This window comes from Nocardiopsis sp. NPDC007018 (genome assembly GCF_040635075.1).
Taxonomy (GTDB): Bacteria; Actinomycetota; Actinomycetes; order Streptosporangiales; family Streptosporangiaceae; genus Nocardiopsis.
Genome location: NZ_JBEYHA010000012.1, coordinates 54,320 through 78,364, shown reverse-complemented (window position 1 = coordinate 78,364; position 24,045 = coordinate 54,320). Strand labels below are relative to the sequence as shown.

Below are 24,045 nucleotides of genomic sequence, written 5' to 3'. Positions count from 1 at the left end.
CCGGGAACGGAATACATACCGAACAGTCGGGATGTCACCCGCGCGGAGGAGCGCGGGAGACGTCCCGGACCGGGCCGCCAAGCGGCGGTGTCAGCCCCGGGGCGCCAGTGCGCGGAGCACGGCGGCCGGGTCCGCGCCGGGCGGTCCGATCGGAGCGATGAGCGGGGTGTCCACCCCCGCCTCCTGGTAGGCCCCGATCCGTTCCCGGCAGTACGCGGCCGGACCGTGCACGACGAGCTCGTCCACCACCGCGTCCGGTACGGCGGCGAGCGCCCCCTTGCGGTCGCCCTCCTCCCACGCCCTCCACATGGGTCCGAGCTCCTCACGGCCGAGCCACTCGTGGAAGGCCCGGTAGACGGGCACGTTCAGGTAGGCGCAGATCGCCCGGCGCCCGATCGCCCGCGCGGTGTCGGGGTCGGTGTCCGGGACGGCGAAGATCCGCGCCACGACCTCCTTCTCCTCGTCGGCCCCCGCCTCGCGCACGATCGGAGCGACGGTCCGCACGTCGCCCGCGGACAACCAGTTGAGGATCGCACCGTCGGCCTCGCGACCGGCCAGGCGGAGCATGCCCGGACGCAGCGCGGCCACCAGGACCGGCGGGACCCGATCGGGCACGGCGGCGAGCGTGAACCCCCGGACGGAGAAGGTGTCGTAGTCCTCCTGGACCCTGCGTCCCGTGAACGCCTCACGGAGGAAGCGCAGGGTGTCCCGGACCCTCCGGTAGGGCTCCTCGAAGGGGAGGGAGTTCCAGCGCTCGACGATCACGTTCGAGGAGGTGCCCACTCCCAGGACGAACCGGCCCGGCGCGGCGGCGGCCATCGTGGCCGCGCTCATCGCCAGGGTGGCCGGGCCCCGGGTGTAGGCGGGGACGATCGCGGTGCCCAGGCGCAGGCGCGGCGCCCAGACGCTCGCGAGGGCGAGCGGGGTGAACGCGTCCGCGGCGTTGGCCTCGGACGACCAGGCGTCGGTGTACCCGAGGTCGGTCAGGGACTCGAAGAGGGGGCGCTGGTCGGCCAGCGGTACTCCCTCGAACGGAACGGTGATGCCCCAGCGGTCGGTCATGGCGGCTCCATGGGTCGGCGAGCGGGCCGAACCGGATTCGGTCCGGTGTGGCACGACCGTACCCCCGTCACCGTCCGTGCGGGAGGCCCGGCGGCCCTTCCGGGGCGTATGTTCGGTGCGGGGCCCGCGCCCGCGGGCCGCAACGGTCGACCCCGAGAACGAAGGAGGCCATCTCCGTGGCCACGCCACCCTCTCCGTACGACTTCCTGCCCGCCGTCAAGGCGTTCACCCTCACCAGCGACGACCTCAGGGACGGCGGGCCCCTGCCCCGGGCGCAGGTCAGCGGGCTCATGGGCGCCGGAGGCGAGGACGTCTCCCCGCACCTGTCCTGGAGCGGTTTCCCCGAGGGGACCCGCAGCTTCGCGGTCACCTGCCTCGACCCCGACGCGCCCACCGCGAGCGGGTTCTGGCACTGGGCGGTGTGCGACGTCCCCGTCGACGTGACCGAGCTGTCGGCCGACGCGGGCAACGGTTCCGGCCTGCCGGCCAGGGCCGTGACCCTGCGCAACGACGCCGGGAGCCACCGGTACGTGGGCGCGGCCCCGCCCGCCGGGCACGGGCCGCACCGCTACGTCTTCGTGGTGCACGCCGTGGACGTCCCGAGCCTGGGCGTCGACGCCTCCGCGAGCCCGGCGTTCCTCGGCTTCAACCTGTTCACGCACTCCATCGGGCGCGCGACCCTCACCGCGACCCACGAACAGGTCTGACCCGGGCCCGTGTCGCCGGAGGGCGGGTGGCGAACCGAGCGCGCCACCCGCCCTCTGCCCTTCCTCCCGGGGCCGATGAGTACACGCGCGAGGGGCCCGTTCGGTTCACGTGGCAGCCGCATTCGGCCAATCCCGAGCCGTGGGAGCACCTCCCCGTCTAGGCTCGAACCCCATCCCCCGGCCCACTCGGATCTCGCTCGGAAGGTTCACCCGGTGCCACAGCAGACTTCGAGGAAACCGACCGTCGTGGTCACGACGGCGGGCTCCGCCCCCACGCCCGGAACCATCCTGCGCCTGCGGGAGAGTGGATTCCGGGTGGTGGCCACCGACGTCGACCCGACCGCGCCCGGCCTGTACCTGGCCGACCGGAGCCGACTCGTTCCCCCGGGCGACAGCGAGGCCTTCCTGCCTCGGATGCGCGCCCTGTGCGCGGAGGAGGGCGCCGCCGCCGTCGTACCGCTGGTGGACGAGGAACTGGTCCCGGTGGCGGAGCTGGGCCGGGACGGGGTGGCGGTCCTCCTGCCCCGTCCGGACTTCGTCACCACGTGCCTGGACAAGTACGCGCTGATGCGTGAACTGGAGGACGCGGGGATCGGGGTGCCCCGGACCTGGCTGGCCTCGGAGTGGCCCGCCGAGGCCGCCGACCGCTCACCGGGGGGAATGGTCGTCAAGCCCCGCAGGGGCCGCGGCGGCCGCGGCGTGGTCGTGGCCGAGTCCGCCCGCGACACGGCCCGCGCGATCTCCGAGAGCGGGTACGCCGCCGACGAGCTGATCGTGCAGGAGCGCGTCACCGGCCCCGAGTACACGGTGTCCGTCGTGGTGTGGCGCGACGGCGCCGTGCAGGCCGTGGTCCCCAAGGAGGTCCTGCTCAAGCGGGGGGTGACCCGGTACGCCGTCACCCGGCGCCACCCGGGGGTCGCCCGGACCTGCCGGGCGGTCCAGGAATCGCTGCGCGCGGACGGCCCGTTCAACGTGCAGCTGTGCCTGGACGAGCGCGGACGGCCCCGGGTCTTCGAGATCAACCCCCGGTTCTCCTCCACGGCGGCGCTCACCGCGGCCGCCGGGGTCGACGAGGTCACCGGTCTGCTGCGCCAGGCCGTGTGCGACGGGCCCCGGCTCACCGACGAGTGGCGCGAGGGGGTGGCGATGGTGCGCCGCTGGACCGACGAGTTCATGTCCGAGGAGCGGTTCGCCTCGCACGGGATCTCCCCGGCCCCGGCCGCGCGCGTCCCGGGCCCGTCCGGCGCCGTGCTCCCCGCCCCGCCCGTGGGCGCCCCGGCGCGTGCGCGGTGAGCGGTCGGCACGCGTTGTCGCAGGCGGTGGCGACGGCGGTGGTGGAGGTCGGCGGGCTGCTGCGTGAGTGGCGCTCGGACCCGGCCGTGCGCGACGGCGTGTGGGAGGGGAGCCAGTTCAAGGCCGAGGCCGACGCCCGGGCGCACCGGGCGCTGTCCGAGCGGCTCACCCGCATCGACCCGGGTGTCCCCGTGGTGAGCGAGGAGGACCCGGGATCGCTCGTCCGGGAACGCCCGCCCCGCTACTGGCTGATCGACCCCATCGACGGCACCGCCAGCTACGCGCACGGGTTCGACGGGTACGTGACCCAGGCGGCCCTGGTGGTCGGGGAGCGCCCGGAGGTGGCGGCGGTCCACGCCCCGGAGCGGGACACCCTCTACACGGCCGTGCGTGGTCAGGGCGCCCGGCGCGACGGCCGGGACCTGCCCCGGCAGCCGCCCGCCCCACCTGGCCGGGGGGTGCTCACCGACAACACCCCGGAGCCCTCGGGGGTGGCCCGGCGCGTGTACGAGCACTTCGGGTACGGCGCCTACCTGGAGAGCGGGAGCATCGCGCTGAAGCTCTGCCGGATCGCCGAGGGGGACGCCCAGTTGTTCGTGAAGGACGTCCCGGTGCGCGACTGGGACGTGGCCGCGCCCGGTCTGGTCCTGGCGGAGACGGGGGGTCTGCTGACCCGTCTGGACGGCTCCGGGTTCACCTACCGGGGGTCCTTCGAGCACACCGGCCTGGTGGGGGCGGCCGACCCCTCCACGGGCCGCTCGGTGGCCCGGTGGCTACAGCTCTGACCTGCGGCGAAACCGCTCCGGCACTGGAGGCCGAGGAGCGGTCGCAACTGGTTCTTCCGATCCCTTTCGCGCGCCGGACCCGGCGCGTATCGTGTGGGAACCAACGCGCCTTTGGGGGTGGCAAGTGGAGGCCCAACGTGTGTCGCCGAACCGGATGCGCGCCTCGGACACCGAGCGGGACCTGACGGTCGACCGCCTCGCGGTGGCGTTCTCCGAGGGCCGTCTGGACCACGAGGAGTACGAGCGCCGGGTGGGTGCCGCGCTGAACTCGGTCCTGGTCGGTGAGCTGCGCTCGCTCACCGCCGACCTCCCCGAACCGGTCGTCCCGGCGCCGAGGGCGCACCGCGAGCGCCGCTCCGTCCCCGAACCGACCGGGGCCCCGGTGCCCTGGGAGGAGTGGGGCGAGGAGTGGCGCTGGTGGTGCGGCGTGGCCGGGGTGCTGACGGGGGTCTGGGGCGTGGCCAGCCTGCTCGGCGGCGAGCTCGTTCCGTACTGGCCGCTGGTGCCCCTGGGCATCTGGGCGGCGGTGCTGCTGGCCTCCGCCATCTGGCCGAGCGAGGAGGGCCCGCCCTGAGCGGGCCCCCGGGGCTCAGCCCACGGCGTGCAGCCACCGCACCGGGGCGCCGTCGCCCGCGTAACGGAAGGGTTCGAGTTCCTCGTCCCAGGGGCGCCCGGTGAGCAGGTCGAGTTCGGCGGCCAGGTCGGTGCCCTCGGCGGCCGCCTTGGCCATCGCCGCGCGCAGTCGGCCCTCGGGCACCAGCACCTCTCCGGCCGCGCTGGTGACGGCGGTGAACACGCCGAGACTGGGCGTGTAGCTGTAGCGCGTGCCGTCGCAGCCGGGCGAGGGCTCCTCGGTCACCTCGAACCGCAGGCGCTGCCATTCGTTGAGCGCGGACGCCATCGCCGCCGAGGTCCCCGGCTTCCCCTGCCAGTTGAGCTCGGCACGGTGGTGGCCGGGGGCCGCGGTCTGCGCGACCCAGTCGAGTTTGACGGGAACTCCAACGACACCCGCGACCGCCCACTCGACATGTGGGCACAGCGCCGCGGGTGCGGAGTGGACGTACAAGACGCCACGTGCGGACACCGAACCTCCTGATACGAACGAGTGCGCTTCCCCGACGCCCTCGTACCACGAGAAGGTTGCATACCCGCCTGAATGCCTTTTGCCCCATTGTGCCCCAATGGCACCCTGGGAACCATCGCGCACGCTGGTATTTTCCAGCGTTCCCACCGCACCCGAGGCACCCAGTGATTAGCGTGTGCCCCAGGCGGCGACAGGAGTCCGATCATAGTGGGGGCGGATGTGCCAGACCAGACTGACGAAGGCCTCCAACCCCCGGAAACCCCCGACACAAACGCCCATCAATACAGTTCAGGGTACGTTTCTACCACTTCCCTCCCGGTTCCGGCCACAACCGGCCCCGTACCGGCGCCCTCCGCCACGGCCGCGCTCTCGGACGCGGACCTCGTCTCGGGCGCCTGCCGGGGGGACGCCCGCGCGTGGGAGGCAATCGTGGACCGGCACCTGGGCATGGTGAACGCGATCGCCCGTTCCTATCGGCTCCCCGCTCAGGACCACGAGGACGCCGTCCAGACGGTGTGGCTCCTTCTCAACCAGCACCTGCCCCGGCTCCGCCACCCCGAGCGTCTCGGCGCCTGGCTGCGCCGCACGACCAACACCGCCTGCGCCCGCCAGCGGCTGCACCGGCGGCGCTTCGTCCCCACCGACCCCGTGGACATGGACGCCCCCGACCCCTCCCAGGACGATCCGGAGGACCAGTTCCTGCGCGAGGAGCGCCGCACCGAACTCCGCAGGGCCGTCGACGGCCTCACCGACCCGGTGGACCGCCGGGTCGCGGGGTACTACCTCGACGACTCCCCCGACGCCGGACCGGTCTCCCGCCGAGCCACCCCGAACCAGCGGCGGCACCTGTTCCGAGAGCTCCGCCGCTCCCTCCGACAGCGCACCGATCCGAGCGAAAGGCGTGAGTGAGCCGTGCGGAACGACCCAGACCCCCGACGGCACCGAACCGGGCGGACCGCCGCGCTGGCCGCCTTCGACCGTTCCCTGGACGGCGCGCGCGGGGCCAGGACCCTCCGCGACGCTCCCCCCTCACCCGACCAGCCGCCCCAACGCGACGGCCTGGAGGTGGCACCGGCGTTCCTGGCGTTCGACCTGGACGGCGTCCGCCTGGACCTCCAGGTGCGGGCACGCGGTGGCCTGCGCGACCTGTCCGGCCTGTTCCAGGGCGACTTCGACCACGTGGACGCGCGCCTACGGCGCCCCGGGGCCACTCTGTCCCTGATCGTCGGGGTGGACGGCCGCTTCGTCGCCGCCGACCAGCCCCCCGGACCGGTCTGCCTGGTCGTGGATCGTCCCGGGCGACCCCTCACGGTCACGGACTGGTTCACCGTCTGAGCCCTCGGGGGTAACGGGCCCGACCCGAACCGGGTTAGGCCCCGGCACCAACACACCACCTTGTGCCCGCCTTCGCCCCGGTTCGTCATGTTCGGTCACCGATCGGTTGTCCACAGGTTGTCCCGGGCCGCCCCCTCCGGGACGAACGCGCTGCTATCACTGGAGTTGACCGCCCCCCTGGCGAAAGAAGGCTGCCGGACGTGCTCCCCAGCGCAACGCCCGCCCCCGCGACCCCGGGCACTCCCCCGGTCGCGGGCCCACCGTTCCCCGCCACCGGACGCGCACTGCTGGACCAGGTCACCCAAGGCGTCCGACTGGCCCGCACCGGCCGCTTCGAGGAGACCGTCCTCCTGATCGACGACACCCGCAGGCGTCTGCGCGGCCACCCCGTGGCCGAGCTCGACCCGGTGGTGCCCGGAGTCCTGACCGACCTCGGGCTGGCCCAGACGCTGTGCGGCCGCTTCGGACCGGCCGAGGACCACCTCAACGAGGCGCGCTCCCTCGCCGACGCGCGCCGTCTCCCGCTCCTCGCCCTCGTCGCCCGGCACAACCTGGGCTGCCTCGACCTGCACCGGGGCGACCCCGCCGCCGCCATCGCCACCTTCCGCGCACTCGCCCCCCACATGCCCGCCGACCGTCAGGGCCCCCTGCGCGTCGACCTGGCCGAGGCCCTGCTCGCGGCGGGGCTCGTGGAGGAGGCCGGGCGCGCGCTCGCCGAGGCCCCGTGGGGCTCCGACCAGGACGGCGTCGCCCGCGTGCTGGTCCAGGCCAAACTCCGGCTGATGGAGGGCGATCCCACGGGCGCCCTCCACCTCGCGCACAGGGTCCGCGCGGAGCTGGGCCCCGGTTCCCTCTGGTTCGGGCTGGCGGACAGAGTGGAGCGTGCCGCGCGGGGCGCCACCCGCGCCCGGCCACCCGCGCACAGGGCGCGAGACCTCCTGGAACTGCGTCTGCCCGCCGTCTCGGACCCCTCGCCGCCCGGAGCCCTCGGGTCGTTCAGGGCGCTCGCGGACGCGCGCCGGGCGCTGGACCGCCTCGACCGGCACGGCGGCACGGCCCCGGGGCCCTGGCTCGGCGCGGCCGGACACGACCCCCACGTGCTTCGGGCCGGACTGGAGGGCTGCCTGGTCTCGGGAGACCCCGCGACCGCCCTGGAGTGGGCCGAACTGGGCCGCACCTGGGCCGACCGCTTCGTACCGGCACCGGAGAGCGCCTCCGCGCCCAGCATGACCGGGCCCACCGGCCGGTACCGCCGCGCCCTGGACCACGGTTCCGAGGAGGAGGCCCGCCGCCAGGCGCGGATCTGGGAGTCCGAGCACTGGCGGGCCTCCTCGGACGGCCTCGAGGCGCGCGGACACCGGCGCCCGGTGCTGGACACCCTGCTGGGGCGCCTGGACGGCCGCGCGTTCGTGCACTACACCGTGGCGGGCTCGGAGTCGGTGGCGCTGGTCGCGGTGTCCGGTCGGGTGCACGCGCGCACCCTGGGCCCCCTCGTCCGCCTCCGTCGCGCGCTCGGCCGGTTCTCGCACGAACGGACCGCTCCGCCCTACGGCCGCTCCTCGGCCGTCGCCGGTCCGCCCGGGCCACCGGCCGTCGGCGTGGTTCCGGCACCGCGCTCGGAGAACTCCGGAGCCTTCGCGCGGTCGGCCGACGAGCACCTCTCCTCGCTCCTGCTCGACCCCGTTCTCCCCCTGGTGGGCGACCGCCCCCTCGTGGTCACGGCCGACCCCTACCTGGGCGACCTGCCCTGGGGGCTCCTCCCCGGAATGCGCCAACGCCCCGTACGCCTGGTGTCCACGGCACTGGCCTGGGCCGGTCGGCCCGGCACCCGGCCCGGCTGGGACCGCGTACTGCTGGTGTGCGGGCCCGAACCCCGCAGCGCCCGACTGGAGGTCGCCGACCTGGCCGAGGCGCACCCGGGCGCGCGGGTCCTGGTCGGCGCGGGCCGTGAACGGGTCCTGGACGCCCTGGCCCACTGCGACCTGGCGCACCTGGCCGGTCACGGGCGGGTCGGCGACCGCACCCCCATGCTCGCCTGGTTCGACCTGCGCGGCGGCCCGCTACTGGCCTGCGACCTGACAGCCCTGCCCGCGGCTCCGGCCCTCGCGGTGCTCTCCAGCTGTTGGGGAGGGCGCGGTTTCGGCGAGACGCCGGGGCGGCCCGGCGGGTTCGTGGGCGCCCTGCTGGCCCGGGGCACGCGCACGGTGATCGCCAGCCCGGTACCGGTGGACGACGAGCGGACCGGACCTGCCATGCGCGCCTTCCACCGCGCGCTGACCGGAGGGGCCGAGGTGTCCGAGGCCGTGGCGCGGCACCTCGGGCACCTCGGCTTCTGCTGCTACGGCCCCTGAGGGCGGGGCGCGGCGGTGCGGTCACCGCCGCGCCCCTCTGCCGTCACCAGCCGCGCTCGCGCCACTGGGCCAGGTGCGGGCGCTCCTCACCCAGGGTGGTGTCGCCGCCGTGCCCGGGGTAGACCCAGGTGTCGTCCCCCAGCGCGCCGAAGACCCGCTCCGACACGTCACCGAACAGTGTCTGGAAGTCCGCGTCGGACCAGGTCTTGCCGACCCCGCCCGGGAAGAGGCTGTCGCCGGTGAACAGGTGGGTGTGGCCGTCGGGGTCGTCGTAGCGCAGGGCGATCGACCCGGGTGTGTGGCCGCGCAGGTGGATGACGGTGAGTGCGCAGTCCCCGACCGGGACGGTGCCGCCGTGAGTGACGGGCTCGTCGACCGACACCGGCAGTTCGTCGGCGTCGTCGGGGTGGGCGACCGTACGGGCGCCGGTCTGGCCGACGACCTCGGCCAGGGCCTGCCAGTGGTCCTGGTGGCGGTGGGTGGTGACCACGCGGGTCAGCCGGTCCTCACCGACCAGCTCCAGGATGCGGTCGGGTTCGGCCGCCGCGTCGATGAGGACCGCCTCGCCCGTGCTCCGGCAGCGGAGGAGGTAGGCGTTGTTGTCCATCGGGCCCACGGCCAGCTTGGTGATCGTCAGATGCGGTAGTTGGCGAAGGTCGGCGGGGCCGCCGACCTTGGTATCTCCGGAGTAGCTCACACGACCATTGTGGCCTGTCGCGGGGAGCGTACGCACCCGGGTGGGACACCCGGCGATCCGAGTGTCCCGCCCCGGGGGCGGGAGGGGGGTTCCCACGGGCGTCAGCGGGCCCAGCGCGGCGGGCGCTTCTCGAAGAAGGAGGCCCGCCCCTCGGCCGCGTCCTCACCGGCGAAGAACTCGGCGGACAGCTCGCCCATCCGGGTGAACATCTCGGTGCGGCGGTCCGGGGCCGCCTGGGCACCGCCGCCCAGCTCGCCCAGGAGTTCCTTGGTGCGCGACAGCGCGCCCGGCGCCGATCCACGCAGTCCCTGGAGGACGGCGTCCACCGCCTGGTCCATCTCCCGGTCGGGGACCGCCTGCGTGAGCAGTCCCGCCCGGGCCGCCTCGGAGGCGTCGAAGAGCTCGCCGGTGAGGAAGTAGCGGCTGAGCTGGCGCGAGTGCATCCGCGCCGAGACGGGGACGGAGATGATCGCCGGGACCACGCCGATCCGTACCTCCGTGAAGGCGAAGGTGGCGCTCTTGGGTGCGATCGCGATGTCGGCGGCGGCCACCAGGCCGATCCCGCCCGCGCGGGCGGGGCCGTTCAGCACGGCGATCACCGGTTTGGGGCCGCCCATGATCCGCTCGAAGATCTCGGGGAGTTCGGGGGCGGACGGTACCGGCATGCCCCGGAGCGCGGCGCCGACCTCCTTGAGGTCGGCTCCTGCGCAGAACACGGGTCCGCTGCCGGTGAGCACGATCCCCCGCACGTCGTCGTCGGCCATGGCGTCGGCGAGGGCGGCGTCGAGCCGGGCGCGCAGCCGGGCGGAGAGCGCGTTGCGGTTGCGCGGTGAGTCGAGGGTGATGGTGGCGATGGCACGGTCGACACTCGACCGCACGAGGGGGGCGTCATCCGAGGGGTTCGGGGGTGTCGGTTGCTGCGTCATCGCGGGCTGACCTCTCTTGCGTCGAACGCGCGGACCGACCGCGGGAACCGCGCCTCGCTGGTGGCGGGAGCGCGGCGGCCGCGGCCCGCGCCCACCGTGCCGAGTCTGCCGGTTCCGTGTTACGGACGGGCGCGCTGGTGTTACGTGCACCACACGCTAGCGCTCACGCCGGTCGCCGCCCCCACCCGCCCCGCGCTCGGCGGCCGGCGCGCGGATCGGGCCCCCTCGGGCCCGGAACTCCACGGGGCCGGGGCGTCCCGTACGCGGAATCGCCCCGGCCCCGCCGGGTGTGCTCCGGTCCCCGCGTTCAGCGCCGGGTCGTCGCGGCGGACAGCGCGTCCGCGAAGTGCAGCATCGTGGTGACGGCCTCGGCGCCGTCGGCCGCCTCGCTCACCCGCAGGGTGAGCGGCTCGGCGGTGAGCGCGCCGGTGTACCCGTGGTCCAGCTCGCAGCTCTCGTCCGCGCAGGAGGCCGGTTCGAGGTCGATGTGGGCGACCGCGCCCCAGTTGACCGACAGGTTGACGCTCAGCACCAGCTCGCTGGGCAGGCTGCCCGCCGTGTACTGGGCCGGGTTGGGTACCACGCGGGTCAGCGCCACCGACTGGATGTTGCCCAGCTGGATGCTGTCGGTCGTGGTGGAGGCGTGCGAGGTCCCGCCGGGCTCGGTGGGCGGGTGCTCGTCGGTGTGGCAGACCACGAGCCGGGTGGCGGTGAGCAGCATGACGGTGATGTGCCGCCGCATCTCCATGGCCGGGTCGAAGGTCGCCTCGTGGTGCACGATGAACGCCTCGGCGGCCTCCTCGCCCAGGGTGGTCGCGACGGCGTCGATCACCAGAGCCGGGTAGTACCCGCTCCGCTCGATCTCCAGGCGCCAATCCGTGGACACGGCACGTGTTTTCCTCATACCCCTATCCTGCCCCCTTCCGGCGACACTTCGCGACCGTCCGCCGAAACGCGACGCCCATTGCCGGATCAGAACGTCACCCCGCGCAGACGGCGCGGCCCCACGTCGGGCCGGACCTCGGGGGCCTCGCGCAACCACATGCGGGCGCCCAGGACGTGCGCTCCGGTGGCGTTGACCAGAACCGGGTCCAGGTCCACGTAGCCGATCTCGGGAAACGCCTCCACGAGGCGGGACACCCGGATGAGCAGCTCCTCCAGGGCCTCCACGTTCGGCTGCTCGGACAGCGAGGTGGCACCGGCGGGCAGGCCGAACAGCAGCGGCGCCGCCCGCACCGCGTGGATCAGGTCGGCCGCGTCCATGTCGGTCAGCGGCGCCAACCGGAAGGCGCGGTCGTCGAGCAGCTCGGCGGTGACGTCCGCGAGGCCGAAGGAGACCACCGAGCCGAAGGACTGGTTGTCGCCCGCGCGCACCACCGTGGGCACGCCCGGTGCGGCCATCCGCTGCACCACCAGCTCCGCCTCGCCGCCGAACCGGTCCTCCAGGGACAGGTAGGCGCTGCGCACGTCCTCGGGGGTACGCAGGTCGGCGCGCACGAACGTGCCCCCGGCGCGGACCCGCAGATCCGGGGCGTCGGCCTTGACCACGGCGGGGTAGCCGAGCTCACCGGCGGCCACCACGGCCTCCTCGGCGGAGGTGACCCTGATGTCCGGGTAGGCGGCGATGCCGTAGCAGGCCAACAGGTCGCGGGCGTCCTCGGAGGAGATCGCCGTCTCCTCGTCGTAGCGGCGCTCACCGCCGAACCAGGCGACGTCCTCGTCGGTCGGTCCGGCCTTCTTGAGAGCGCGGCCGATCGTGGCGCGCGCCCGGGCGCGGTCGATGTCCGGCAGTTCCGGGTGGCGACCGGGCTTGCGGTTGCGCCACTGCGCGTACCGGGTGGCGTGGGCGACGGCGCGGACCGCGTCCTCGGGCGAGGAGTAGGAGGGGACCGACCCGTGCAGGGTCTGTCCGAGGTCACCGACGTGCCGCAGCTCCTCGGGGATGCCCTGGCGCGCGAGGTAGGTCGTGACGACGGGCTTTTCGGAGTCCAGCGAACGGGCCCGCAGCACGCGGGCCACGTCGTCGCCGATGGGGTGCAGGGCCGGGACGAAGACCACCACGACGGAGTGCACGTCCTCGGCGGCCTGCGCGGTGCGGATCGCGGTGTCGAAGTCGTCGGCGGTGGCCTGCGGACCCAGGTTCACCGGGTCGTGCGGTTTGAGTCCCTGGCGCACGGCGGCGTCCTTGACCAGCAGTTCCAGGGAGTCGGAGTTGCCGATGATCCCCACCCGCGGCCCCTGGGGCAGCGGCTGGTAGGCGAGCACCTGGGCGGCGTCGAACATCTGCGTGATGTCGTCCACCCGCACCACGCCCGCCTGCTGGAACAGCGACGTGACGGCGTAGTCGGGCAGGGCCAGCCCTCCGGCGGCGTGCCCGGTGGGGGTGGTCTGCGCCGAACCGCCGCTGCGCACGGCGACGACCGGCTTCTGTTTGGCCAGGCGCCGGGCGAGCCGGGTGAACTTGCGCGGGTTGCCCAGGGATTCCAGGTACTGGAGGACGACCTTGGTGGCCGGGTCCTCCTGCCAGTACTGCATGAGGTCGTTACCGGACACGTCCGCGCGGTTGCCCGCGGAGACGAAGGTGGACAGCCCCATGCCGCGTTCGGCCACCCGCTGGAGGATGGCGCGGCCGAGGGCCCCGGACTGGGAGAAGAACCCGATGGGGCCCTGGGGCGGCAGGTCCGGGGAGAGGGTGGCGTTGAGCGAGACGGTGGGGTCGCTGTTGGCGATGCCCAGGCAGTTGGGGCCCACCACGCGCATCCCCGCCGCACGGGCGGTGCGCACCAGCTCGTCCTGGCGGGCGCGGCCCTCGGGGCCGACCTCGCCGAACCCGGAGCTGACCACGATCAGCCCGTGCACGCCCTTCTCGGCGCACTGTTCGACCACGTCGACGACGGTGTCGGCGCGCACGGCGACCACGGCGAGGTCGATCTGGTCGGGGATGTCCAGGACGGAGGGGTAGGCGCGCACGCCCACGACGGCCTTGGCCTCGGGGTGGACCGGGTAGACCGGGCCCTGAAACTCCCCGCCGAGCAGGTTGCGCAGCGCGGTCTGCCCGATGGTGTGGGCTGTGCGGCTGGCGCCGATGACGGCGACGGACTCGGGGAAGAGCAGGCGGGCGATGGAGCGCGACTCGGCGCGCTGCTCGCGGGCGCGCATCACCTCGGTGGAGTCGTCCGTGGGCTGGATGTCCAGGGTGAGCCGGATGACGCCCTCGTCGAAGGTCTGCTGCGCCGTGTACCCGGCCTCGCGGAAGACGTTGATCATCCGCCGGTTCTCCGGCAGGACGTCGGCGATGAAGCGTCGGACGCCGCGTTCGCGGGCGGCGGCCCCGATGTGTTCGAGCAGGACCGAGGCCAGGCCGCGCCCCTGGTGTCCGTCCTCCACGACGAAGGCGACCTCGGCCTCCTCGGGAGCGACCTTGTCGTAGCGCACCACCGCGACCATGGCGTCGGAGATGGTGGCGACCAGGGCCACGCGGTCCTCGTAGTCGACGGTCGTGAAGCGTTTCACGTCCCGGTCGGAGAGCTTGGGGTAGGGCGCGAAGAACCGGTAGTAGATCGTCTCCGGTGAGAGCCGGGAGTGGAACTCGCGCAGCAGGTCGGCGTCGTCAGGGGTGATGGGGCGCAGGTGCGCGGTGCCTCCGTCGGTCAGGACGACGTCGGCTTCCCAGTGGTTCGGGTAGGACTGCACGACTGCGAGACTAGACGACAATCGGCCGAATTCGGAGAAAGTCCATGCGGGGTCACCGAAATCGACCCCGATCGGCCCTCGCGCGAAGGCGAGCCGCACGCGCTCGGACGGGGCTCGAACGACCCGGTCCGGCGAACCGGAACCGGCGGCCTCCGATCCGTGGGACGGGTCGCGTCGGCCGGGGGCGCCGCGACACGGCTGTTCGGACGCGTGCGGCCCGCCGCCCCGGCCCGCCGCCGAGCCGGGCCGGGCGCGCTCGGCGTCCGAGATCACGCCGAGTGCGGATAGGCTTCCCGGGTGGGTCGAAACCCCCTGGTGCGCGGGGCCTGCCGCCCCGCGGCGGCCCCGGCGCGACCGCGTGTCCCGGGCGCTGTCAGTTCGTTACCCGACACTGATCGTTAAGCTGTTAACGTCGTGCGGGCACAGATTCTCAAACCCTCGGTGGTGGCTGGCGAAATGACTCGAGTGGTCGTGATCGGTGATCTGATGACCGATGCCGTCGCGCGTGCGTTCCACCCGTTGGCCCGCGGCAGCGACACCCCGGCGTCGGTGATCATGTACGGCGGCGGTTCCGGGGCGAACATCGCCTCGTGGCTCGCGGTGGAGGGAACCGACACCACGTTCGTGGGCCGTCGTGGCTCCGACATCACCGGCCGCACCCGCGAGATGGAACTCATGGGCTACGGCCTGGACTCGCGCATGGTCATGGACCCTGAGCGCCCCACCGGTACCTGCGTGGTGATGATCACCCACCGGGGCGACCGCACGATGCTCAGCGACCCCGGCGCGAACGCCCGCCTCCAGCCCGAGGACCTGCCCCGCGACGTGTTCGGCCCCGACGGCCACCTGCACGTGTCCGGGTACACGCTGATCAACTCCGACTCCCGCCGCGCGGCCCGGGTGGCCCTGCGCATGGCGCGGGAGAGCGGCATGTCCATCTCCGTGGACGGCGGTTCGCACGCCCCGCTGGAGCGCGCGGGCGCGGAGAACTTCCTGGACTGGACGCAGGGCGCGCGGCTGCTGTTCGTCAACGTCGCCCAGGCCAAGGTGCTCACCGGGCGGGACGAGGCCGAGGCCGCCGCGAAGGTGCTCACCGCCTGGTTCCCCAACGTGGTGATCAAGCTCGGCGAGGAGGGCGGCCTGTGGGCCTCCAAGACGCGCGAGGACTGCGTGAGGGCCCCTGCCGAGCCGGTGGAGCCCTCCCCCGGTTCGGTCGGTGCCGGTGACGCGTTCATCGCCGGTTTCCTCCCGGCCTGGCTGGCCGGACGGCACCCCAAGGAGGCGCTGGGCCGGGCCAGCAGGCTGGCGGCGCGTGCCCTGCACCAGCCGGGGGCCCGCCCGGACCTGGGCGAGGGCGAGCCGGTGCGCAGGGGCGCCCCCCGGGGCCAGCGCCTGCGGTAGACCCCGACGTTCCCACGGGCCCCGCCACCCAGAGGTGGCGGGGCCCGTGGCGTGTGCCCCGGCTCAGCCGCCGGTGGTGGCCAGGGTCAGGGGCAGCACCTCCGGGGCACCGGCCCCGCGGAGCAGGGCGGCGCCCACGGTCAGGCTCCACCCGGTGTCGGCGTGGTCGTCCACCAGCAGGAGGGGGCCGGGGGTGTCCCGTTGGAGTCGGGCCACCCGTTCGGTCAGGTCGGGGTCGGCCACCAGCGCCGAGTACACCTGGCCGAGGCGCATGGCGCTGTTGTGGCGGCGGGGGCCCGGCCCCTCGGGGCCGCGGTACGACAGGGAGCCCAGCGGCGCGAGCCTCCCCAGCTCGGCGATACGGGAGGCCAGGTCGGCCACCAGGGTCGGCCGGGAGACCGAGGGCATCGCGACCACTCCGACGGGTCGGTCCCGCCATCCCCAGGCGGCCAGGACGCGCACGACCCCCTGGAGGAGGCGGTCGTCCACCGGGGCGTCCGGCGCGTCCTCGGCGAGGACACGGCGCAGCTCCGTCCCCCACCCGATGTCGGTGAGGCGGCCCAGCGCGCGCCCCTCCCCGGCCCGCAGGTTCTCCGGGATCTTCCCGGACAGCCCCACGCCGAGCGTGTTCATGCCGGTGGGCCACTGCCGTCGCGGTGCGAGGGGGGTTCCAGGCCGGTCCAGGTGGTCGGCAGCGGCCCGGCGCCGTCCGGAGTCGACGTCGGTGGGCCAGTACTGTCCGGTGCACACGTCGCAGCGGCCGCACGGCTCGGCGGCGGGGTCGTCGAGCTGGCGGCGCAGGAACTCCATCCGGCAGGTGCTGGCGGAGACGTAGTCGAGCATGGCGCGCTGTTCGCGCTCGCGGGCCTGGCTGACCGCCGCGTAGCGTTCGGCGTCGTAGGTCCAGGGCTGGCCGGTCGCGGTCCAGCCGCCGCGCACCCGGCGCACCGCTCCGTCCACGTCGAGCACCTTGAGCATCTGCTCGAGGCGGGTGCGGCGCAGGTCCACCCGGGTCTCCAGGTGGGCGGTGGAGAGCGGCTTCCCGGCCTCCTCGAGCACCTGGAGGGTCTGGCGGACGGTCTCCTCCGGTGGGAACGACAACCCGGCGAAGTACTCCCAGATGCGCACGTCCTCACGTCCCGGCAGGAGCACCACCTCGGCCCGTTCCACACCGCGCCCCGCACGGCCCACCTGCTGGTAGTAGGAGATCGGCGACTGCGGTGCGCCCAGGTGCACCACGAAACCCAGGTCCGGTTTGTCGAACCCCATGCCCAGGGCGCTGGTGGCCACGAGTGCCTTGACCCGGTTTCCCAGGAGGGCGTCCTCGGCGAGCGCCCGTTCGTCGGGGTCGGTCTGCCCGGTGTAGGGCAGCACCTCCAGGCCCTGCTCGGTGAGGAAGCGGGCGGTCTCGGCCGCGGCGCTGACGGTGAGGGTGTAGACGATCCCTGAGCCGGGGATCTTGGGCAGGTGCTCGGCCAGCCAGCTGAGCCGCGCAGTGGGGTCGGGCAGTTCGGCCACGCCCAGGCTCAGGCTCTCGCGCTCCAGGCTGCCGCGCAGGACCAGGGTGTCGGCGCGGTCGTCCCCGGCCTGGAGCTGTTCGGCCACGTCGCGGGTGACGCGCTCGTTGGCGGTGGCGGTGGTGGCCAGGACGGGCACCCCGTCGGGCAGGTCGTGCAGGAGGGAGCGGATGCGGCGGTAGTCGGGGCGGAAGTCGTGGCCCCAGTCGGAGACGCAGTGCGCCTCGTCGATCACGACCAGCCCCGCCCCGGCGGCGAGCTCGGGGAGGACGCGGTCGCGGAACTCCGGGTTGTTGAGCCGTTCGGGGCTGACCAGGAGCACGTCCACCAGTCCCTGGGAGACCTCGGCGTAGGTGGACTCCCAGGCGGTGGTGTTGGAGCTGTTGATGGTGCGGGCCCGGATGCCCGCGCGTTCGGCGGCGGCGATCTGGTTGCGCATCAGGGCCAGCAGCGGGGAGACGATGACCGTGGGCCCGGCCCCCTCGGCGCGGCGCAGCGCGGTGGCCACGAAGTACACCGCCGACTTGCCCCATCCGGTGCGCTGGACGACCAGTGCCCTGCGGCGTTGGGCGACCAGGGCGTGGATGGCGGTCCACTGGTCCTCGCGCAGCCGTGCGCCCTCACCCGCCAGGGCGCGCAGGTGCCGCTCGGCGTCGGCGCGCAGGGCGCCGCCGGGGTCGGTGGCGGGGTCGGGGCGGGTGTCGGTCGGTGCGTCGGTGACCGGGACGTCGGGCGGGGTGGGAGTGGCCATGGGTCCTTGGTATCAGAGGTGGCGGACGCGAACGCGGTCGTCCACAGGCGCTCCCGCCTCGGATACCCGTGGAGGAGGGATGGCGCGGCCGCACCGTGCGCGAGCTCTCGGTCTGCCCGATACGCCCGCACCGACCGCGGTAACGGAATGGAAACGTTCTCGCTATGTGCCATTGCGTTCACCGAGTGTCATCTGAACACTCGACGCCAGGGCTCGCGCCCACACGGATGGGAGCGCTCCCGAACCGGGTGGCTCCTCCGAGACGAACACGAAGGACACACGATGGCGCAACCACGAAACCGCCCCAGCGGCGGTTTCCTCCCCCGATCCCCCCGACACGCGCATCCGCGCACCCGCACCTCCCTGGGCCTGCTGGCCGCCGCCTCCGCGCTCGCGGTCGGCGGCGCGACCCTGGCCGTCACCGGTGCCACACCGGCCGCCCCCGCCTCCGCCGACTCAGCGGCGGAGGTCCCGGTCGGCTCCGGCAGCTACACCTCCGTCCGCCCCGAAGGAGCCTCCGGCCCCTCCGACCTCAACGGTGCCCCCGTCTCCCCCAAGGTCACCGACGACCACACCGGCCCGGCCCCCACCAACGAGTGGTGGTCCTCGCTCATCTTCCAGCGCTACCCCGACAACCCCCACGGCGAGAACCTCTTCGCCCACCCCCTGAGCTACAAGCCCCACGAGGGCGGGCTCGACATGGGCTACCCCGACTCCCACCAGCTGGTCGGCGACGACCTCAAGTACGAGTACACCGCCGTCTCCGACCTCACACTGGGCGCGGCCGGGCTCGACTCCCCCGACACCCGCACCGCCGACAGCGGCGACTGGACGGTCACCGCGCACTGGGAGGGCGGCGGCGCCGAGCTGCGGGTCACCATCGGCCAGGGCCTGCCCTTCGCCTACGCCGAGACGGAGGGCGCCGCGGCCGAGGTCACCTTCTCCGACGCCCCCGAGATCTGGCACGAGGACGGCTCCACCGTCGGCGCCACCGTCAACGGCCGGCACTACGCCCTGTTCTCGCCCTCCGACGCGCCCTGGAACGTCTCCGGTGACACCCTCACCGCCGACGGCGGGTACTACTCCGTGGCCGTCCTGCCCTCGCCCGAGGACCTGGACACCTTCGCCCCCTACGCCCACTCCTTCGTCACCGGCTCCGTCGTGGAGTTCGACTACGACGAGGCCGCGTCCACCCTCACCAGCACCTACACGCTGGAGACCGAGGCCAGGGAGGGGACCGAGACCGGGGCCCTCACCGCGCTGTACCCGCACCAGTGGGCCAACGCGACCAGCGACCTCACCGACCTCTCCTACGTCTCTCCCCGAGGCGAGATGAAGGTCTCCGAGGGCGCCTCCTTCACCACCGAACTGACCACCCAGGGCCTCATGCCCAGCCTGCCCACCGTCGAGAGCGCCGACCACGACCGGCTGAGGGCCCTGATCGACGACGTCCTCGCCGAGGAGGAGCTCTTCCCCGAGCCGGGCGACACCTACTGGGACGGCAAGGCCATGGGCCGCCTGGCCCAGCTCGTGCCGATCGCCGACTCCATCGGTCACACCGAGGGCCGTGACGCGCTCCTCTCCCTGGTCAGGGAACGCCTGGAGGACTGGCTGACCGCCGGGGGCACCCGTCAGTTCCACTACGACGAGGAGTGGGGCACGATGCTCGGCTACCCCGACAGCTTCGGGGCCGCCACCGAACTCAACGACCACGACTTCCACTACGGCTACTTCGTCTCGGCCGCCGCCGTTGTCGCCCGCTACGACCGCGACTGGGCCGACGAGGACGCCTGGGGAGGCATGGTCCGCCTGCTCATCGAGGACGTCGCCGGAACCGACGGCGACATGTTCCCGCGCCTGCGCTCCTTCTCCCCCTACGCCGGGCACGGCTGGGCCTCCGGCCACGCCGGGTTCGCGGCGGGCAACAACCAGGAGTCCTCCTCCGAGGGCATGCACTTCGCCGCCGCCACCGCCCACTTCGGAGCCCTCACCGGCGACGAGGAACTGCGCGACCTCGGCGTCTACCTCCACACCACCCAGGCCTCCACCGTCGCCCGCTACTGGCAGGACGCGGGCGGCACGACCTTCCCGGACGACTACCCCGAGGACGTCGTCGGTATGGTCTGGGGCGACGGCGGCGACTACCGCATCTGGTGGGACGGCGGCCACGAGGAGCACTACGGCATCAACTACCTGCCCATCACCGCGGGCTCCCTGTACCTGGGGCACGACCCCGAACACGCCGGGGTGATCTACGAGTCGCTCGTGGACAAGCTCGGCGGGGAACCGCAGATCTGGCGCGACATCCACTGGGCCCACCGCGCCCTCTCCGACGGTGAGGACGCCCTGCGGATGTTCGAGGAGCAGTGGCAGACCTACGAGCCGGAGGCGGGCGGCTCCAAGCCGCACACCTACCAGTGGGTCTCCACCCTCGCCGAGTTCGGCACCGTCGACGTGTCCGTGACCGCCGACACCGCCCACTACGCCGTGTTCGACAAGGGCGGGACCAGCACCTACACCGCCTTCAACCCGGGCACGGGCCCGCTCACGGTCACCTTCTCCGACGGCACCTCCCTGGAGGTCCCCGCCGGGGAGACCGCGGTGACGCGCGGCTGACCCGTAGGCGCGCACCCCCGCCGCACGCCCTCCCCCGACCGGGCGTGCGGCGGGTCCGTCCCGCCCGCGCCCCGGTCGCCGGAGACGGAAATCGGTGTCGAAGACGGTGCGAAACCCCCCAGTCGCACGACTCACACACGCCCAACCACGCGCCCCGGTACGTTTCAGTCCTTGGCACAGGCCAGAATTACGGACATGGCCCGTACTACTTCCCGTCCCCCCGAGGATCTCGCCGAGAAGATCATCGACATCGACGTCTCCGAGGAGATGCGCGGCAGCTTCCTGGAGTACGCGTACTCGGTGATCTACCAACGCGCGCTACCCGACGCGCGTGACGGCATGAAGCCGGTCCAACGGCGCATCCTGTACCAGATGAACGAGATGGGCCTGCGGCCCGACCGCGGCCACGTCAAGTGCGCCCGCGTCGTCGGGGAGGTGATGGGTCGGCTCCACCCCCACGGCGACTCCGCCATCTACGACGCCCTCGTCCGCCTCAGCCAGTCCTTCGCCATGCGCGTGCCGCTGGTCGACGGCCACGGCAACTTCGGCTCCCTGGGCGGCGACGACGCCCCGGCCGCCATGCGGTACACCGAGGCCCGCCTGGACAGCGCCGCCGAGCTCCTGGTCTCGTCCATCGACGAGGACGTCGTGGACTTCAAGCCCAACTACGACGGCCAGGAGACCGAACCCGAGGTCCTTCCGGCGGCCTTCCCCAACCTGCTGGTCAACGGCGCGTCCGGGATCGCGGTGGGCATGGCCACCAACATGGCCCCCCACAACCTGGGCGAGGTCATCGCCGCCGCCCGGCACCTGATCGCCCACCCCGAGGCCACGCTGGAGGAACTCACCGAGTTCGTCCCCGGCCCCGACCTGCCCACCGGCGGCACCATCGTGGGCCTGGACGGCATCCGGGACGCCTACCGCAAGGGCCGCGGCACCTTCCGGACCCGCGCCACCGTGGCCGTCGAGAAGGTGTCCGCGCGCCGCACCGGCCTGGTCATCACCGAGCTGCCCTACAGTGTCGGTCCCGAGAAGGTCATCAGCCGAATCAAGGAGCTGGTGCAGTCCAAGAAGCTCCAGGGCATCTCGGACCTCAAGGACCTCACCGACCGCAACCAGGGCCTGCGCCTGGTCATCGAGCTGAAGAACGGGTTCAACCCCGAGGCGGTCCTGGAGGAGCTCTACCGGCTCACGCCGATGGAGGAGACCTTCGGCATCAACAACGTGGCCCTGGTCGACGGCCAGCCGCAGACCCTGGGCCTGCGCGAACTGCTCCAGGTCTACGTCGGCCACCGCCTCGACGTGGTCCGCCGCCGCAGCGAGCACCGGCGCAAGAAGCGCCAGGAGCGCCTGCACCTGGTCGCGGGCCTGCTCGTGGCGCTGCTCGACATCGACCGCGTCATCGCGCTGATCCGCGAGGCGGACGACACCGCCGCCGCGCGGGAGTCCCTCATGGGCGCCTACGACCTCTCCGAGATCCAGGCGCGCTACATCCTCGACACCCCGCTGCGCCGCCTGACCCGCTTCGACCGGCTGGAGCTGGAGACCGAGCGGGACAAGCTCGACCTGGAGATCGAAGAGCTCACCTCCATCCTGGAGTCGGACAAGAAGCTGCGCCGGGTGGTGTCCAAGGAGCTCAACGACGTCTCCAAGAAGTTCGCGACCCCGCGCCGCACGCAGCTGCGCGAGAGCGACGGCGCGGCCCGCGCCGCCGTCATCCCGCTGGAGATGGCCGACCAGCCCTGCCACGTGCTCTTCGGCGTCGACGGGCACATCGGCCGCACGAAGGGGGCCACCCCGCCGCGTGTGTACACGGGCCTGCGCGCCAGGCACGACGCGGTCGAGGTCTCCGTCCCCACCACCTCGCGCTCGGACATCGGGTTCGTCACCGACCTCGGCCGGATGATCCGCGTGCCGGTGGTGGAGCTGCCCGAGCTCCCCGCGGACGGTGAGGGGGAACCCGAGCGCCCGCCGCTGGCCGCCGGTCTGGACGTCGGCGAGTTCGTCCAGCTCGACGAGGGCGAGCGGGTCGTGTCGATCGTCTCCATGAACACCACGGGGCCCGGGTTCGTCGTGGGCACCGTCGGGGGTGTGGTCAAGCGGGTCGCGCCCGACTTCCCGCCCAACAAGGACGACTTCGAGATCATCACGCTCAAGGACGACGACCGCGTGATCGGCGCGACCCAGTTGTCCACCGGTGAGGAGGACCTGGTCTTCGTCACCTCGGAGGCGCAGCTGCTGCGCTTCTCGGCCACCACGGCCCGGCCCCAGGGCCGCCAGGCGGGCGGCGTCGCCGGCGTGCGGCTCTCCGAGGACGCCCGCGTCCTGTGGTTCGGCGCGGTCTCCAGCCCCGAGGACTCGGTGGTGGTGACGGTGTCCGGCGGCGGCGACGCCCTGGAGGGCACCCAGGCCGGATCGGCCAAGGTCACCCCGTTCACCGCCTACCCCGCGAAGGGGCGGGCGACCGGCGGGGTGCGCTGCCACCGTTACCTGAAGGGCGAGGACACGCTCACCTTCGCGTGGGTGGGGCGCGCCCCGGCCCGGGCCTCCCGGGCGGACGGCAAGCCGGTCCGCCTGCCGGACCTGACCGAGCGCCGTGACGGTTCGGGCGAGGCCCTGACCAGTGCCGTCGTCACGGTCGGCAGCGCGCAGACCGGCTCCGGAATCACCCCTCCCGGAGCCGGGAGCTGAGTTTTCGCGACCGCCGTGCGCACGGGTGTGCTTACCTGTGTGCACGGCCGTCCATGCACACAAACAACACAGGGAGTCACCACAAGTGAGCGACAGCAACGCCACCCCTCCCCCCGGGGCCTTCGACGACGTGTTCGGCGCCAACGCCGCGTACGCCGCGGACTTCACTCTCACCGGTCTCAAGCCGTTGGCCGCGAAGGGTCTGGCCCTGGTCACGTGCATGGACTCCAGGATCGAGCCGCTGGACATGCTCGGCCTCGAACCGGGTGACGCGAAGATCCTGCGGAACGCGGGCGCCCGGGTCACCGACGACACCCTGCGAACCCTGGTACTGGCCGTGTACCTGCTGGGTGTGGACCGGGTCCTGATCCTGCCGCACACCAAGTGCAAGATGGCGTCCGTGGAGAACGACGACGTCGTGCACGACCTCATCCTGAACGACTTCGGGGTGGACACGCGCAGCCTGGAGTTCAAGACCGACAACGACCAGCTGGGCGCCCTGGAGCACGACCTCGAACGCATCCGGCACCACCCGCTGCTGCCCAAGGGCCTTCCGGTGGCCGGCGCGATCTACGACGTGGACACCGGCAGGGTGAAGCCGGTCGACCTCTGACCCGCCGACCCCGCGCGCACGCCCCCGTCCACTCCGGCCGGGGGCGTTCGCGTGCAGGTGTCGCGGCGTTCCCGAGCGGGGATCACCTGGGTGTGTCCTGACCCCGCACCCCAGGGAATGCCGCCGCCCCCTCGACGGTTGTGACGCGGGACGGTGGGACGCCGTTGAGAGGAGCACCGTGGAAGAGAGCACCTACGACACCTTCAACCGAGCCCGCATGTTCATGGAGCTGGGTGACCCGATCTACGCCGCCCAGGTCCTCGAACCGATCGTGGAGAACGAGCCGGGCAGCCGCTCCCTGCTGGAACTGCTGGGGCGCGCCTACTTCCACTCCGCCCAGCTCACCAAGGCCGAGTCGACCTTCCGCAGCCTGATCGAACTGGACCCCGTGGACAACTGGGCGCACATCGCCCTGGCCCGCACCCTGGAGCGGCAGAGCCGTCACGAGGAGGCGGCCACCTACCGCCGCATGTACGCGGTGATGTCCGGCGGTTCCCTGGACTGAGGCGGGCGCCCGGACCCG

At 73.2% G+C, this 24,045-nt stretch carries 19 protein-coding genes; 12 read left to right on the top strand and 7 right to left on the bottom strand.

Features of this window, described 5'->3' with window-relative positions; translation table 11 throughout:
• Positions 1-90 precede the first annotated feature (90 nt).
• The gene (locus tag ABZ635_RS09260) at positions 91-1,062 is read right to left on the bottom strand and encodes an LLM class F420-dependent oxidoreductase (RefSeq protein ID WP_357761345.1); all 972 of its coding nucleotides are present in this window, start codon (positions 1,060-1,062) and stop codon (positions 91-93) included.
• Between the two features lie 176 nt (positions 1,063-1,238).
• Here ABZ635_RS09260 and ABZ635_RS09255 point away from each other — a divergent pair, with 176 nt between their 5' ends.
• The 4 genes from ABZ635_RS09255 (at position 1,239) to ABZ635_RS09240 (ending at position 4,421) form a co-directional block, all read left to right on the top strand.
• The gene (locus ABZ635_RS09255; protein ID WP_357761342.1) at positions 1,239-1,769 is read left to right on the top strand and encodes a YbhB/YbcL family Raf kinase inhibitor-like protein; all 531 of its coding nucleotides are present in this window, start codon (positions 1,239-1,241) and stop codon (positions 1,767-1,769) included.
• Positions 1,770-2,015: 246 nt separating this feature from the next.
• Positions 2,016-3,062: an ATP-grasp domain-containing protein gene (locus ABZ635_RS09250; protein WP_357761493.1), complete on the top strand. Its 1,047-nt coding sequence runs from the start codon at positions 2,016-2,018 to the stop codon at positions 3,060-3,062.
• A complete protein-coding gene (locus ABZ635_RS09245; protein WP_357761339.1) occupies positions 3,059-3,847 on the top strand; it encodes an inositol monophosphatase family protein in 789 nt (262 codons plus the stop codon). Before ABZ635_RS09250 ends, ABZ635_RS09245 begins: the two co-directional genes overlap by 4 nt.
• Positions 3,848-3,971: 124 nt before the next feature.
• Entirely contained in the window at positions 3,972-4,421 is a 450-nt protein-coding gene (locus ABZ635_RS09240; RefSeq protein WP_357761336.1) for a DUF1707 domain-containing protein, read from the top strand.
• A 15-nt stretch (positions 4,422-4,436) separates the two neighbouring features.
• Here ABZ635_RS09240 and ABZ635_RS09235 read toward each other — a convergent pair whose 3' ends face one another.
• Positions 4,437-4,931 carry a DUF3145 domain-containing protein gene (locus ABZ635_RS09235; protein WP_357761334.1) on the bottom strand — a complete coding sequence of 165 codons (495 nt, stop codon included), beginning with the start codon at positions 4,929-4,931 and terminating at the stop codon, positions 4,437-4,439.
• A 429-nt stretch (positions 4,932-5,360) separates the two neighbouring features.
• Here ABZ635_RS09235 and ABZ635_RS09230 point away from each other — a divergent pair, with 429 nt between their 5' ends.
• The 3 genes from ABZ635_RS09230 (at position 5,361) to ABZ635_RS09220 (ending at position 8,617) form a co-directional block, all read left to right on the top strand.
• Positions 5,361-5,840, top strand: coding sequence for a sigma-70 family RNA polymerase sigma factor (locus ABZ635_RS09230; RefSeq protein WP_357761331.1), 480 nt, complete (start codon positions 5,361-5,363; stop codon positions 5,838-5,840).
• A 3-nt stretch (positions 5,841-5,843) separates the two neighbouring features.
• Positions 5,844-6,266: a carboxypeptidase regulatory-like domain-containing protein gene (locus ABZ635_RS09225; protein WP_357761327.1), complete on the top strand. Its 423-nt coding sequence runs from the start codon at positions 5,844-5,846 to the stop codon at positions 6,264-6,266.
• Between the two features lie 200 nt (positions 6,267-6,466).
• Entirely contained in the window at positions 6,467-8,617 is a 2,151-nt protein-coding gene (locus ABZ635_RS09220) for a CHAT domain-containing protein (protein WP_357761324.1), read from the top strand.
• A 43-nt stretch (positions 8,618-8,660) separates the two neighbouring features.
• On the opposite strand, the gene ABZ635_RS09215 is transcribed toward ABZ635_RS09220, so the two are convergent.
• From ABZ635_RS09215 to ABZ635_RS09200, 4 genes are all read right to left on the bottom strand, one after another.
• On the bottom strand, positions 8,661-9,314 hold the full coding sequence (locus tag ABZ635_RS09215; protein ID WP_357761321.1) for an MBL fold metallo-hydrolase: 654 nt from the start codon (positions 9,312-9,314) through the stop codon (positions 8,661-8,663).
• Between the two features lie 101 nt (positions 9,315-9,415).
• Entirely contained in the window at positions 9,416-10,240 is an 825-nt protein-coding gene (locus ABZ635_RS09210; protein WP_357761318.1) for an enoyl-CoA hydratase-related protein, read from the bottom strand.
• Positions 10,241-10,547: 307 nt separating this feature from the next.
• Positions 10,548-11,126: a DUF5998 family protein gene (locus ABZ635_RS09205; RefSeq protein ID WP_357761491.1), complete on the bottom strand. Its 579-nt coding sequence runs from the start codon at positions 11,124-11,126 to the stop codon at positions 10,548-10,550.
• A gap of 86 nt (positions 11,127-11,212) precedes the next feature.
• On the bottom strand, positions 11,213-13,933 hold the full coding sequence (locus ABZ635_RS09200) for a GNAT family N-acetyltransferase (protein WP_357761315.1): 2,721 nt from the start codon (positions 13,931-13,933) through the stop codon (positions 11,213-11,215).
• Positions 13,934-14,398: 465 nt separating this feature from the next.
• Between ABZ635_RS09200 and ABZ635_RS09195 the strand changes: the two genes are divergently transcribed.
• Positions 14,399-15,334: a sugar kinase gene (locus ABZ635_RS09195; RefSeq protein ID WP_357761488.1), complete on the top strand. Its 936-nt coding sequence runs from the start codon at positions 14,399-14,401 to the stop codon at positions 15,332-15,334.
• A gap of 63 nt (positions 15,335-15,397) precedes the next feature.
• Here ABZ635_RS09195 and ABZ635_RS09190 read toward each other — a convergent pair whose 3' ends face one another.
• Positions 15,398-17,602: a DEAD/DEAH box helicase gene (locus ABZ635_RS09190; RefSeq protein WP_357761312.1), complete on the bottom strand. Its 2,205-nt coding sequence runs from the start codon at positions 17,600-17,602 to the stop codon at positions 15,398-15,400.
• A 282-nt stretch (positions 17,603-17,884) separates the two neighbouring features.
• Between ABZ635_RS09190 and ABZ635_RS09185 the strand changes: the two genes are divergently transcribed.
• The 4 genes from ABZ635_RS09185 to ABZ635_RS09170 all read left to right on the top strand — a co-directional run bounded on the left by ABZ635_RS09185 (position 17,885) and on the right by ABZ635_RS09170 (position 24,027).
• A complete protein-coding gene (locus ABZ635_RS09185) occupies positions 17,885-20,218 on the top strand; it encodes a glycosyl hydrolase (protein WP_357761309.1) in 2,334 nt (777 codons plus the stop codon).
• Positions 20,219-20,413: 195 nt separating this feature from the next.
• Positions 20,414-22,909, top strand: a complete 2,496-nt coding sequence (locus tag ABZ635_RS09180) for a DNA topoisomerase IV subunit A (protein WP_357761306.1) — start codon at positions 20,414-20,416, stop codon at positions 22,907-22,909.
• Positions 22,910-22,994: 85 nt separating this feature from the next.
• Complete coding sequence (locus tag ABZ635_RS09175; protein ID WP_357761304.1) at positions 22,995-23,522, top strand: carbonic anhydrase; 528 nt, start codon at positions 22,995-22,997, stop codon at positions 23,520-23,522.
• Positions 23,523-23,700: 178 nt separating this feature from the next.
• Positions 23,701-24,027, top strand: coding sequence for a tetratricopeptide repeat protein (locus tag ABZ635_RS09170; protein WP_357761301.1), 327 nt, complete (start codon positions 23,701-23,703; stop codon positions 24,025-24,027).
• The last annotated feature ends 18 nt before the right edge of the window (positions 24,028-24,045 follow it).